The following is a 13,089-nucleotide window of genomic DNA, read 5'->3' as shown; positions in this document are numbered from 1 at the left end:
TTACTTGACAAATTCCAGTAAAGCGTCTAAACTAATAAGTCGCAGTAATAAAAACGTAAAGGAGATTTTTATCTTGTCAGACTCTAGACCATTAGATATTCATGGGAAACCATATAATCGGACAGTCTTAGTCTTGGTTTTATTAATTGGTACTTTCTGTACTGTTTTAAACCAGACAATTTTGTCGACTGCTTTTCCAACATTAATGAAAGCATTCGATGTGTCCACTTCAGCCGTTCAATGGCTAACAACTGGTTTCCTACTAGTCAACGGGATTATGATCCCTATCAGCGCTTGGTTAATTAACCGGTTCAATTCAAAGGTCCTCTATATGTCAGCAATGACTGTCTTTTTAGTTGGGACCATTATTTGTTACATTGCACCAACTAGCTCATTTGCAACTTTATTAGTCGGCCGGCTTGTGCAAGCTGCCGGAGTTGGGATTTCGATGCCCATCTTACAAACGATTATGCTGACAATTTTCCCACCTGAAAAACGCGGTACTGCCATGGGAATGGCCGGGATTGTTATCGGTCTCGCACCAGCCTTAGGACCGACACTTTCAGGTTGGATCATTGATTCATATAACTGGCGTCTACTATTTGGAATGATTATTCCTATCGTCATTATCGTCTTAGTACTTGCTAGTTTCCAAATGAAGAGCGTTATTCAACTTTCAAAACCTAAGATTGATGTCCCTTCAATTATTTTATCGACAATCGGCTTTGGTAGTCTGCTTTATGGCTTCTCAGAAGTTGGGGATAAAGGTTGGGGCAGTGCAATCGTCCTAACCACCTTAGCAATTGGGGTTGTCGTAATTGCTTTATTTGTTTGGCGTCAGCTCACAATGGAAAATCCATTCTTGGAACTGCGCGTCTTCAAATCACCCGTCTTTACAATCGCCGCAATTTTAAGTGGTGTGACGAATATGGCAATGGTTGGTGCTGAAATGGTCCTACCATTATATATTCAAAATATTCGTGGTGAATCTGCCTTTCATTCTGGCCTCACGCTATTAGCGGGTTCGCTAATGATGGGGATTATGATGCCTGTTACCGGCCGAATTTTTGATAAATACGGTGCTAAACGCTTAGCAATGACTGGGATGTTCCTTTTAATGGCTGCAACCGCACCATTCATCTTCTTAACAGCCAGCACACCAATTATTTATATCGTCGTGTTGTATGCTGTACGGATGTTTGGGATTTCAATGGTTATGATGCCTGTTACAACTTCCGGAATGAACGCTCTACCAATTAATTTAATTAGTCATGGGACTGCTGTTAATAATACGTTCCGACAAGTTGCCAGTTCAATTGGGACTGCTATTTTAATCAGTGTACTTTCCAGTGCTACTAAAAATAACATGCCTAGCACCCACATGATCAAAACACTCCCACTGGCCTTCCGTGATAAAGTCCTTAATGCAACACTTTCCGGTTATCACGCAGCTTTCATCGTTGCTGTTATTTTCTGTATAATTGGCTTTATCATCACATTCTTCCTATCCTCGAAGGAACCAACTGTTAAAGGAGGTGCGAAAGCATGATTATTGTAACTCTCGTTATTAGCACGCTCGCATTATTCTTTGCTTCAATTTTCGGTAAAAAAATGTGGCGCCCAGTCCTCATGTTGATTTTTGGGCTGACATTTATCGCCTCTTTGGTCTTCATCGTCCAAAATGACCACAACCATTATGGGATGAAAACGATCACTGAAACCAAGACGCGCCCACTTGTTTCAAGTGCCGACGCTAAAGGCGTATCAATGTTGCTTTACCATCCACTTGGAAACGGTACTGAAAAAATTTATCTTTATCGGACTGCTACGAGCCAAAAGAAGCCCCAAGCAACTCAAACGAAAAAGACAAGCAATAGTGTTCAAAAGAACGCTAAACAAGCAGCCTTAGTTACGAAGACGAAGTATCGCGTCTACCAAAACCAAACCGCTAAATTCTGGTTTGGCATTTCTGGTAACGACCATGAATTTGTGAGTCGTCATAATACTTTTAAAGTTGCCAAAGGCTGGCTTGTTTTAAGCGACACACAAGCTAAACAACTTGCTAAAACCTTAAAAAAACAACAAGCTCAACTTAAAACCGGCGCGATAACTGCTGGTAAACAAGCGGTTATGACTGCAATGCACACCAATCCTGCCATGACTGCACAACAACAACAAGCGGTTGCTAAAAAAGCCGCTGTTGCCTATCAACAAACTGCAATGGCCAAGGTAATGGCAACCCTTAAATAGACGATCATAACTAATAAAAGGCACCGCTATTCAATAATAGCGGTGCCTTTTTTGATATATTATTGATTAGATAATTGACTAGCTGCTGCTGCATCAACGATAATTGTGACATCATCATGTAATTGCAAGGCACTAGCTGGGACGTCTGTTGTTTGTGGGCCTTCAATGGTGGCTTTGATTGCTTGGGCTTTTGATTCACCGTATGCAAACAAGACAATTTTTTTAGCCTTTAAAATGGAACCAATCCCCATTGAAATGGCTTTAGTTGGTACATCCGCTTCATTTTCGAAGAACCGGGCATTTGCTTTGATTGTTGATTCTGTTAATTGCACTTCTTGCGTATTGCTGTCAAAAGCAGCCCCTGGTTCGTTGAACCCGATGTGCCCATTTTGCCCGATACCAAGGATTTGAATATCAACTGGATGCTCAGCAATGACTTGATCATAACGCTTTAATTCTGCTTGAATATCACTTGCTAAGCCATTGGGTAAGAATGATTTCGCAAATGGTTTCTTATCAAACAAATGCTGCTTCATGAAATAGTGATAACTTTGTTCATCATCAGCTGATAAGCCAACATATTCATCTAAATTAACTGACGTTGCATCGGTGAAATCGAGATCACTAGCGACTAATGCTTCATAAAATTTGATCGGTGAACTCCCGGTAGCTAAACCAAAAACTTGCGCACCGGATGCTAAACCCGCTTTAAAGATTTCAAAACCTTCTTGACCACCTGCTACTTGATCTTTTACTTGAATAATTTTCATCGTGATTATCTCCTCATCTGTTAAAATTCGTCATATCCATTGGTATAGTCCAATTATATACGGCTGAAATTTCAATTGCAAGTCTTTTTAAATTAAAAAAGTAGCTAATTAATTGGTATACCTTGAGTATAGCGCTTTCAGCGCGTCTATCCAATCGCTACTATTATCAACATTAAAACTGGTCTTTTTTTCAATAATTCCGAACATGAACTGCATCGTCACAATTCACGCATTTTTACGTGATATTTTTCATTTGTTTTACAAATCTGAATTCGGGTATGATAATGTTCCAAACTATTATATAATATTAAGCAGTATGAGAAAAAGGTGGCGTTATTATTTGAAAGATCCAAAGCACCGTTCTAGCCAATGGCGAGCACTGCTCTTGAAGAGCAGAAAAAAAGTTACAACGCTATTCACATCTGTTAAAAATAGACTAACGGATTTGCGCCATTCATCCGCAAAACGTCCTACTCAACCAACTAAAGCCCAAAAAGGTGCCTATATTCAAGCGTTGAGCCAAGCTCCGCTCTCATTTAAGATTAACGTCTTCTTGGAAGCCATTAAGAGTATTTTTCTATATGGGGTTTCAATTGGTTTAATTTGCATGGCACTGGCGGTTGGGATTGGTGCCGGTTATTTTGCCGCATTGATGAAAAACGAACCGATTCCCAGTTATCAAGTTTTAAAACAACAACTCGATAACACAGATCAGGCCGCCGGTTTATATTTTGCGAAGAATAATAAATTTGGGACAATTAAGACCGACCTGATTCGAACCCCCGTCAATATTAACCAGATGTCACCGTATCTAAAAGATGCAATTGTTGCAACCGAAGATGAAGACTTCTACAAACACGATGGGGTCGTTCCTAAAGCACTCTTTCGGGCGATTATTTCCGACGTTACCGGAATTGGTTCCCAAACTGGGGGCTCTACACTGACTCAACAATTAATTAAGATGCAAATCTTAACTTCGCAAGTTACGTTTAAGCGAAAAGCGACGGAAGTTTTATTAGCCTTGCGGGTCGACAAGTACTTCACCAAAAAAGAAATTCTACAAGATTATTTGAATGTGGCCACACTTGGTCGCAATAATAAAGGGCAAAATATTGCTGGGGTTCAAGAAGCAGCATTAGGACTCTTCGGTAAGAACGCCAAAGACCTGTCTCTAGCTGAGTCGGCTTACATTGCCGGTTTGCCACAGAGCCCTTCCGTCTATACGCCCTATGATCAAGATGGCACATTAAAAGATCCCGAATACCTACAATATGGTTTAGAACGCAAGAATACTGTGTTATTCCGGATGTATCGTGAGCATCGAATTACTAAAGCAGATTATCAAGCAGCTAAAAAGGTTGATTTAACCAAAGAATTTCAACCCAAAGCTGATCCGGTCGAGACCACTAAAAGTTATGGCTATGTCTATAATTTGTTGGAAACGCAAGCGACAGACATCATGGCCAAACAGTTGGCCAAAGAAGCCAACGTCTCAACTGCTAAGTTAAATAAAGATCCTAATCTGTATAAACAATATACAACGCAAGCAACAGAATTATTTAGTACGAAGGGCTATCAAATTCATAGTACCATTGATCAAGATATTTACGATGCCATGCAAAGCATTGTCCAGCAACAAGGTCCCACATTTGGTCAAACCTACACCGATACTGTGACTGACCAAGAAACTGGCTTACAACAAACTGTTGCTTCTCCAGTTCAAAACGGAAGTGTCTTGTTGGATAATCGCACTGGAAAAGTCATTTCATTTGTTGGTGGCCGTGATTTTTCATTAAAACAAACGAATTATATGTTAACGAAACGTTCACCAGGTTCAACCATCAAACCATTATTAGTTTATGGACCCGCGATTGATCAGAAAATCATCGGCTCTAAAACAATGTTGGCTGACTTCAAAACAAACTTTAAAGATTATGCTCCTACTGATTACGCTGGCACGATTCAGAATAAATTTATTCCAGCTGATCAGGCATTAGCCCAATCGTTAAACATCCCGACCGTTAACCTTTATAATAAATTAAAAAATACGACTGATCCGGCGCAATACATGCGCAAGATGGGGATTCATCTCTCAGCTGACGAATACAATCAACTCGGTATTTCGCTTGGCGGAACGAGCGATGGGGTTAGCGTTTTAGAACAGGCCAGTGCCTTTTCAACCTTTGCCGATCAAGGACAACATACTGACGCCTATGTAATTGACAAGATTACTGATCCGGCAGGCAATATCGTCTATCAGCATCATGCTAAAAAGCAACGTGTTTTTTCTAAGGCAACCTCATATATCATGAATCAGATGTTAGCTGGGGTTTTAACTGACGGCACCGCGACAACAATTTATGATCAGCTCTACTTCAATACCAATAACTTAGTCGGGAAAACAGGGACTTCCAACGATAACCGTGATATTTGGTTCATTGGAAGTACGCCTGGGATCACACTCGCTTCATGGATGGGTTATGACAGTACTGGTCGTAATTTGACCGATAATTCAAGTCTCATTAATGAAAAATATTGGTCAAAACTTGCTAACAGTGTTTATCAAATTGATCCGTCACTGATGCGTTTGGAAGACGATCGTGAAAAACCAAGAACAGTAACAAGTAGTAAAGTCTTGAAACTAACTGGTCAATTACCGGGAACTGTTTCAATCAACGGTAGTCCTCAAAACCTGAATGGAGCAACAACCACCGCCCTCTATAATAACTGGACGCCTAAAGCAACTAGCTATGAATTCGGTATTGGGGGTTCCGCGCGAAACTACGCCACCTTCTGGAATCACTATCTCGGATATAATAACGGCTATGGCTCGATCACCTACAGCACTGCTGGTGAGTTAGATCCAACCAGTGGCACCAACAGTCGGAATCGTTCCACTAACAGTTATCTAGATTAATTAAAAACAAGCCCGCAAGGCGATTGCCTTGCGGGCTTATTTTTGCGTTTATTTGGTTGAATCTCTTGCGACAATACTATAAGGTAATAAAATTGTTTTATCATCAACGTCTTCTTTGTTCATCATCTTTGTTAAAAGACGCATCGCAACCGCCCCCATATCGTACAATGGTTGTGAAATCGAAGTTAACTTTGGCCGTACCATCTCGGTTAATTTCGTATTGTTACTCGTCACAATTTCAAATTCAGCTGGGACCTGAACACCGGCATCAAGTGCCCCGTTTAAGACCCCGACTGCTAATTCGTCATCACTGACCACTACCGCAGTTGCACCGGCTGCTTGAATCTTACTAAATAAAGCTTCACCAGCATTATAGCTATATTCGGTTTCAAAAATTAAGCTTTCATCATAAGCAATTCCAGCTTCATTCAAGGCATCTTGATACCCATGTAAGCGATACTTGCTATTGATTGGAAATTTCAGGCTTCCACTAACAAAAGCGACTTTGTCATGCCCGTTTCTAATCAGCTTCAAAGTAGCATCTTTAACTGCTGCCACATAGTCAATGTTGACACTACCAACTTCTTCATCAGGGTCAATTGAGCCTGCCAAGACGATGGGTGTCTTTGAACGTGAGAATTCAGCGCGGATACTATCTGAAATGCTGTGGCCCATATAGATCAACCCATCAACTTGTTTAGCCAATAAAGTATTCAAAACCTGAACTTCTTTTTGATTATTTTCATCAGAATTCGCTAAGATAATGTTGTACTTGTACATTGTTGCCACATCATCAATCCCACGAGCTAATGAGGCAAAGTAAATATCACTCACATCAGGGATAATTACCCCAACTGTAGTCGTTTTTTTACTTGCTAAGCCACGAGCAACCGCATTGGGCCGGTAGTCAAGCCGATCGATAACTTCAAGGACCTTCTTACGTGTTGCGGGTTTAACATTTGGGTTGCCATTGACAACTCGTGAGACGGTTGCCATTGAGACATCGGCTTCACGAGCCACGTCATAAATTGTAATTGTTTGTTTTTCCATGATTAAATGATTCCTTTCATTTATAAAATAAAATAGATTATAATTTTCAGTAGTTTTCATTTTACTTCTTGATTAATTTAACAAAGATTTAAAGCAAATGCAAGCGGTTTACACTAATTTTCATGAAATTTACATTTTTGTTTTCATTTATGGTTTACATTATCGTTTACATTGGCTGTGCTATACTAGTGGTATCAAACGTAAAGGAAGTGCTTTAGATGAATCATCAATTAATTCAATTGCAAAATTGGCTTGGCGAGAATAATATGGATGTGGCTTACATTAGTAATCCGACCGATATTCTCTATTTCACTGGGTTCGAAAGTGATCCTGCAGAACGCGTTCTAGCGCTCTTCGTCTTTGCTGATCAAGACCCATTCCTATTTACACCTCAACTTGAAGTCGAATCCGCAAAAAAAGCTGGCTGGCAGCTTGATGTTTATGGCTACCTCGACCACGAAGATCCATACGCCATCATCGCCGATCAAATCAAGAAACGCAATGCAAGCCCTACACGTTGGGCACTTGAAAAAGATGACCTGCCGGTTCAACGTTACGAAGCCATTCTAAAGCAATTCCCAGACGCAACGTTCCCAGGCGACGCTTCACGTTTCATGGAAAACTTAAAATTAATCAAAACTCCTGAAGAAATTGCCTTAATGGAAGCCGCCGGCCGTGAAGCCGATTATGCCTTTGAAGTTGGCTTCAATGCCCTAAAAGCCGGCAAAACTGAACAAGATATCGTAGCGGAAATCGAATATGCACTTATGCAAAAAGGTGTTATGCATATGAGTTTTGATACGATCGTGCAATCAGGCATCAATGCTGCTAACCCCCATGGTGGCCCTGAAGCCAACATCCTAACTCCTGATGCACTCGTCTTATTTGACCTTGGCACTTTACACAAGGGATATATGAGCGATGCTACTCGGACCGTTGCTTTTGGTAAACCGGATGCGAAATCACTTGAAATCCACAAAGTTTGTCTTGAAGCGAACTTAACTGCCCAAGCAGCTATCAAACCTGGTATTACCGCCGCCCAATTAGATCAAATTGCTCGCGACGTGATTACCAAAGCCGGCTATGGCGACTACTTTATTCACCGTCTCGGCCATGGCATTGGTACTTCAGAACACGAGTTTCCATCCATCATGGAAGGTAATAATATGGTTATCAAACCTGGCATGTGCTTTTCAATCGAACCCGGGATTTATATTCCCGGCGTTGCTGGTGTCCGAATCGAAGACTGTGTTCACGTTACCGAAACTGGATCAAAACCTTTCACTCACATGACCAAGGAACTACAAACATTCTAAGCGTGCTTTTAGTTACGGTTAGCAACTGAGCACTAATTTAAAAGGCAGGCGAAGTCATAAAATGATTTCGCCTGCCTTTTGTTCTAAAGAACTTTATAATCATTGGTAGTTAACCATTCAAACTATGTAACAGTAATCTTAATTATCAGTTTATGACGGTGGCTAACGCTCAGAAATGAGGTGATGCCTATGTTGCTTACGCGTTACCTTGAGAAAGGATAACATGTCGGCTTTCAATGCGCTGATGTTGGCAATTCGGTTGCCGTGTTGGTCATTGAGAATCTGAAATTTAAGCAAAAAAGTCCCGCTAAGTCAGTCTTAACGGGGACTTCATCTATTATTTATCTTTAATGACTTCATTTTGGGCGGCTCCAACAGCGTCGGTTACTTCGTCCTTCGCTTCACCAAATGCACTTTTTCCGTCAATAATGATATCATCAAAATCTTCTTGCCCGGATTCAATGTTACTGCCAAATTGCGATTTTAAATCTGCTGTTTTTTCATCGAACTGGATCTTCGCTTGGTCCTTAAGGTCAGCAGCATTATCTTGCCAGTCACTGGCATAATCGTGAACACGATTGAGATGGACCATCGTATTTTCTTTCAAATCCGTCGCGGTCTCACTTGCCAAATAGTAATAATCTTGTGCGCGATCCATTAAATCGTCGCCTAAATCAACTAATTTTGCTTGTAATTCTTTACCTGTTTTAGGGGTTAACATTAAGGTGGCCCCAATTGCTGATACACCACCGACTAATACACCGAGTAGAAAATGTCCCTTTTTTGTCATATGAATTACTCCTTATCCTTTGTTTGACGTCGATTCTGATAAAATCTTAAGGCGCGAGCGCCAACTTTTGAAGCGACCGTTGCCTTGGCAGTGGTCCGTCCAACAGTCGTTACATGCGTTGTCAAGTTACGACTGGCCGCATTCAAGCTTGAAACACTCTCACCAAGTTCACCCGCTGCACGAAAAACAGGATCCAAATCAGCGACTTTCCCATTGACGTCTTCGAGCAATCCGTTAGCTTTGTTGAGCAAACTAGCTACTTCACGTGATAAAACATCAACATTTTCAGTTACAACCGTCACACTTTTATTAGCTTCGGCAACCGTTTGAGCAACATTCGTTAATACTTTAGTAACTTTTAATAACATTATAATTAGAAAAACAACTAGGACTGCAAAAGCCCCGGCAGCGATTAAGGCTGCAATTTGACCACCTGTCATTGGCTTGTTCCTCCTACTTCGTTTTCGATTAGATTGTTTCTTAATAATTAGGATAGCATTATTTACCCCAATCTTCAAATATCTTCGCATTATTAGGTGCCATTTTTTGTGACATTTGCTAAACTAAAGACAGGCTATAAAAAAGGAGCTTCGTGCATGTTCAAACGCTTATCAATCACCGCACCCACCCCCGTTAAATCGGTTCAACAACAGACCAATATTTTTCGCCGCTATATGGCAACCATTGATTGGGATCACTTACTGAGTACCTTGATTGCCGGTTTATTTCAGATTGTATTACTTTCTGCTTTATTTTACCTCATTAACCGTTTAGGAAAATCCATTATTAAACACAGTTTTCGGAAATATCGTCAAACTGATGGCTTCTCTAGCAATCGGATTAACACTATTTACACATTGATGATTAATGCATTTTCGTACCTCGTCATTTTCTTCTACCTCTATGCGCTACTCAGTGTTCTCGGGGTGCCAGTCGGTACCTTGATTGCCGGTGCTGGAATTTTTAGCTTAGCGATTGGCTTAGGCGCTCAGGGATTTGTGAATGACATCGTTACCGGCTTTTTCATTCTGGCAGAACAGCAATTTGATGTCGGCGACACGGTCAAAATTGGTACGGTTGAAGGGACAGTTAATGCGATCGGATTACGGACCACACAAGTCCAAAGTGCCGATGGAACCTTAAATTTCATTCCCAATCGGAACATTAGCATCGTCAGCAACCTTTCACGAAACGATATGCGCGTCTTAATTAACATCCACGTCTTACCTGATACGGACTTACAATTACTGACAGCCACCATCAATGCTGTTAATGTCCAACTCATCCCGAAGCATCCTGAAATTCAAGATGGCCCAACAATTCTGGGTGTAACCACCTTACCGAATGGAGTGCTCGCCTTTCAGATTATGATGCACACCACTAACGGTGAACAGGCCACTACCCACCGTACCTTCTTGCAAGCTTACCTCCAAGCCCTGGCAGCCGCTGGAGTATCCCTTCCCAATGACTCCTGGCATAGCCGTCCATTAATTTAAAAGTCCCCCATAAAAAAGGAGAACCCCTTATGCCCCTAATTAATACCCTCAAAGGCGCCCTAATCGGTATTGCACTAGTCATCCCTGGTTTATCTGGTAGTATTTTCGCCGTAATCGTTGGTCTCTATGAACCGCTACTGGCGGCCATTGCCCAATTCAAAAAAGACTGGCGCCAAGCGTTGGGCTTTTTGTGGCCAATCGGTCTCGGTGCCGGTGTCGGTATCTTACTGTCCACCAAATTGATTCTCTGGTTATGCACCAGTTATCCCCTGGGAGCCTATAGTTTCTTCATCGGCCTAGTAATCGGCAGTCTACCATTCATCTGGCGTAAAATCACGCATCTCACCTGGCAGAAAGTCCTGATTGCCATCATCTGCGCCGCCATTATGTTATTTCTTACCCAGATTGGCGGCCACCAAAGTGAATCAGAGATTGCGATTAAGCAACTCACTAGTCTCAAAGCCGCCGGAACATTATTATTTGCCGGTTTCTTCTCAGTTTCATTAATGTTAATCCCCGGCGTTTCTGGTTCGATTATGTTGATGATTATCAAGCAGTATGGCACTGTCTACCATGCTGTCAGTCAGTTACTCGACTTAGTGGTCTACTTGGTCACCGGACGTCTAGAGCAAGCAACAACGGCCTTTAAGAGCGTTATTTTGCTGGTTCCTTTTAGCATCGGGGCTATCGTTGGAACAGTGCTTGTTGCAAAGCTGATGCATTATTTATTAGCCCACTTTTTAGAGGAAGTTTATGCCGGTGTCTTAGGCGTTGTGCTGGCCGCCATTTGGATTCTCATCCGAACCGGAGTCACGCCAGCTTGGCCGATTTTTTCATCAACTACCGCCTTGTTGGGACCTGTAGTCCTCATCATCGTAATGCTTATCTTAGGTGCCTTAGCAACGATTTATTTTGATCACGCCTAGTGAACCACGCAAAAAAACTATCCACAACTGTTGCTGACAGTTGTGGATAGTTTTTTTATAGTGCTTTAATGGCCCGGAGATGTTCAATATCTGCTGGCTTGAATTGTCGATTTTTAGTCGTTAAGGCGTGTCTGATGGCCTGATAACGTTGGATGCCATCTAGCGTAACTTCGAGTTCAACGGTACGTTGATCCCGATCAATATCTCTAATTTTGCGGACAAAGCCTTTACTCTGAAGCGTATTAACCTTGCGCGATGCAGCCGGTGCCGATGTCTTGAAGACGTCGGCAATTTGCTTAGGTGTATCCCGCTTTTCTTCAATAATTTGCTCCAAAACAAGATATTGATCATAGCTCAAATCATGTTCCTGACAGACGGCATTCAATTGTTGAATCAGATACACACCTTCTAAATACCACTGGCTCATTAATGCGATTTTATCGTCCATGGTCACTTCCCCCCTAAAACTAAGTGCCGTTACTTTGGCAAGTATTGCGGCATATGTTACAATCTTCTATGTAATAAAAGTGATCGATAGTTAGTTTTCGAAGGCAAACTATCGACCACTTTTATAAAAATATTGTCCGATTAAGCTTTAGTCTAATCTGATTCAGATTGGATTAAAGTTTTTTTATGCTACGTCTGAAGTTAATGTCCATGTTAAGTTTGCTTTGTAGATTGCATTAGTAACATTAGCGCCAGCAGGCATTGTTAATTTGATATCTTTTGGTGCCCAACCAAAGACGTTAGCACCTTGGCCTTCACCATCAGCAGCACTAGCAACTTGGATATCTGCACCATCAGCAGCTAATGGTGTTGAGAAGTTAGTTGTGATACCACTAGCAGAAACTTCCTTAGGTGTTCCCTTTGATGCATCATAGTTTGAATCTTGTGTATCCTTTGTTAATTCATAAACTTTTTGTGTTTGACCATATTGTGTATTAGCAAATGATAACTTAGCACCTTCGATTACTTCATCAGTTTTTTCTGAAGGATCTGCATTATTCATAGCTGTTAAAGCATCGTCTGATTTAACTGATAATTTCCATGAACCAGCTTGATCAGTTGTACCTTCGTGGAAAGGAGTAGTTGCAGAAGCAACACGTGTTACTTGTTTGTCGACAACAGTTGCCCAAGCAGTTCCGTTAACAGCTTTCAAGCCATCATCTTGTGTGTTTAATACAGCTGTTTCATTAGTTTTGCCACCTTCGTAGCTTGCTTTAAGGTTATTAGTTGGTAAAGCAGTATTCTTACCATCTGCCGTGAAGTCAAGTTTCGTATCATCTAAGATTTTGTGATTCCCAAAATCTAATGTATGTGGCACCATTTGAAGACGTAAGTAACCAGTGTTACCGTTGTCGCTGTTATCACCAAATGAAATCCCAGCTACTGTCTTATCTGTTTGTGGTAATGCTGTCCCACCATTGTCATTTGTAGTAGCATCTTTTGATCCGGCAGTTGATGTTGCAGCGAATGATGCTGTTGGTGCTAAGATTGAAAGCATTGTTGCGCCAGCCAATACTGAACTTGTTAATTTTGTGAATTTCATGTGAAATTCCTCCCTATTTATATAT

Annotated in this window: 12 protein-coding genes; 6 read left to right on the top strand and 6 right to left on the bottom strand. The window is 41.3% G+C overall.

Annotation, left to right across the window (positions count from 1 at the left end):
- The first annotated feature begins 73 nt into the window (after nucleotides 1-73).
- Nucleotides 74-1,549 carry an MDR family MFS transporter gene (locus FC90_RS01240; RefSeq protein ID WP_057907490.1) on the top strand — a complete coding sequence of 492 codons (1,476 nt, stop codon included), beginning with the start codon at nucleotides 74-76 and terminating at the stop codon, nucleotides 1,547-1,549.
- Entirely contained in the window at nucleotides 1,546-2,250 is a 705-nt protein-coding gene (locus FC90_RS01235) for a DUF4811 domain-containing protein (protein ID WP_057907489.1), read from the top strand. Before FC90_RS01240 ends, FC90_RS01235 begins: the two co-directional genes overlap by 4 nt.
- A gap of 59 nt (nucleotides 2,251-2,309) precedes the next feature.
- Here FC90_RS01235 and FC90_RS01230 read toward each other — a convergent pair whose 3' ends face one another.
- On the bottom strand, nucleotides 2,310-3,020 hold the full coding sequence (locus FC90_RS01230) for a glucosamine-6-phosphate deaminase (protein ID WP_057907488.1): 711 nt from the start codon (nucleotides 3,018-3,020) through the stop codon (nucleotides 2,310-2,312).
- A gap of 340 nt (nucleotides 3,021-3,360) precedes the next feature.
- Here FC90_RS01230 and FC90_RS01225 point away from each other — a divergent pair, with 340 nt between their 5' ends.
- A complete protein-coding gene (locus FC90_RS01225; protein ID WP_057907487.1) occupies nucleotides 3,361-5,937 on the top strand; it encodes a transglycosylase domain-containing protein in 2,577 nt (858 codons plus the stop codon).
- Between the two features lie 48 nt (nucleotides 5,938-5,985).
- Here FC90_RS01225 and ccpA read toward each other — a convergent pair whose 3' ends face one another.
- Nucleotides 5,986-6,987 (bottom strand): catabolite control protein A, encoded by a 1,002-nt coding sequence (ccpA, locus tag FC90_RS01220; RefSeq protein WP_057907486.1) that lies wholly within the window; start codon nucleotides 6,985-6,987, stop codon nucleotides 5,986-5,988.
- Nucleotides 6,988-7,205: 218 nt separating this feature from the next.
- Between ccpA and FC90_RS01215 the strand changes: the two genes are divergently transcribed.
- Entirely contained in the window at nucleotides 7,206-8,303 is a 1,098-nt protein-coding gene (locus FC90_RS01215) for a M24 family metallopeptidase (protein ID WP_057907485.1), read from the top strand.
- Nucleotides 8,304-8,640: 337 nt separating this feature from the next.
- On the opposite strand, the gene FC90_RS01210 is transcribed toward FC90_RS01215, so the two are convergent.
- Both FC90_RS01210 and FC90_RS01205 read right to left on the bottom strand, forming a co-directional pair.
- Nucleotides 8,641-9,093 (bottom strand): YtxH domain-containing protein, encoded by a 453-nt coding sequence (locus FC90_RS01210; protein ID WP_057907484.1) that lies wholly within the window; start codon nucleotides 9,091-9,093, stop codon nucleotides 8,641-8,643.
- Nucleotides 9,094-9,098: 5 nt separating this feature from the next.
- Nucleotides 9,099-9,533, bottom strand: a complete 435-nt coding sequence (locus FC90_RS01205) for a DUF948 domain-containing protein (RefSeq protein ID WP_057907483.1) — start codon at nucleotides 9,531-9,533, stop codon at nucleotides 9,099-9,101.
- Between the two features lie 156 nt (nucleotides 9,534-9,689).
- Here FC90_RS01205 and FC90_RS01200 point away from each other — a divergent pair, with 156 nt between their 5' ends.
- Entirely contained in the window at nucleotides 9,690-10,589 is a 900-nt protein-coding gene (locus FC90_RS01200) for a mechanosensitive ion channel family protein (RefSeq protein WP_057907482.1), read from the top strand.
- Nucleotides 10,590-10,618: 29 nt separating this feature from the next.
- A complete protein-coding gene (locus tag FC90_RS01195; RefSeq protein WP_057907481.1) occupies nucleotides 10,619-11,515 on the top strand; it encodes a DUF368 domain-containing protein in 897 nt (298 codons plus the stop codon).
- Nucleotides 11,516-11,570: 55 nt separating this feature from the next.
- On the opposite strand, the gene FC90_RS01190 is transcribed toward FC90_RS01195, so the two are convergent.
- A complete protein-coding gene (locus FC90_RS01190; RefSeq protein WP_151886759.1) occupies nucleotides 11,571-11,963 on the bottom strand; it encodes a MarR family transcriptional regulator in 393 nt (130 codons plus the stop codon).
- A 183-nt stretch (nucleotides 11,964-12,146) separates the two neighbouring features.
- Nucleotides 12,147-13,064, bottom strand: a complete 918-nt coding sequence (locus tag FC90_RS01185) for a WxL domain-containing protein (protein ID WP_057907479.1) — start codon at nucleotides 13,062-13,064, stop codon at nucleotides 12,147-12,149.
- Between the last annotated feature and the right edge of the window lie 25 nt (nucleotides 13,065-13,089).

The organism is Latilactobacillus graminis DSM 20719 (assembly GCF_001436415.1).
GTDB classification, from domain to species: Bacteria; Bacillota; Bacilli; order Lactobacillales; family Lactobacillaceae; genus Latilactobacillus; species Latilactobacillus graminis.
The sequence above is the reverse complement of the archived record's forward strand: the minus strand, read 5'-3'. Positions and strand labels throughout refer to the sequence as shown.

Coding starts and splice junctions, on each gene's coding strand:
- FC90_RS01235 (WP_057907489.1), top strand. CDS start 1,546: ATGATTATTGTAACTCTCGTTATTAGCACGCTCGCATTATTCTTTGCT.
- FC90_RS01230 (WP_057907488.1), bottom strand. CDS start 3,020: ATGAAAATTATTCAAGTAAAAGATCAAGTAGCAGGTGGTCAAGAAGGT.
- ccpA (WP_057907486.1), bottom strand. CDS start 6,987: ATGGAAAAACAAACAATTACAATTTATGACGTGGCTCGTGAAGCCGAT.
- FC90_RS01215 (WP_057907485.1), top strand. CDS start 7,206: ATGAATCATCAATTAATTCAATTGCAAAATTGGCTTGGCGAGAATAAT.
- FC90_RS01210 (WP_057907484.1), bottom strand. CDS start 9,093: ATGACAAAAAAGGGACATTTTCTACTCGGTGTATTAGTCGGTGGTGTA.
- FC90_RS01205 (WP_057907483.1), bottom strand. CDS start 9,533: ATGACAGGTGGTCAAATTGCAGCCTTAATCGCTGCCGGGGCTTTTGCA.
- FC90_RS01200 (WP_057907482.1), top strand. CDS start 9,690: ATGTTCAAACGCTTATCAATCACCGCACCCACCCCCGTTAAATCGGTT.
- FC90_RS01195 (WP_057907481.1), top strand. CDS start 10,619: ATGCCCCTAATTAATACCCTCAAAGGCGCCCTAATCGGTATTGCACTA.
- FC90_RS01190 (WP_151886759.1), bottom strand. CDS start 11,963: ATGGACGATAAAATCGCATTAATGAGCCAGTGGTATTTAGAAGGTGTG.
- FC90_RS01185 (WP_057907479.1), bottom strand. CDS start 13,064: ATGAAATTCACAAAATTAACAAGTTCAGTATTGGCTGGCGCAACAATG.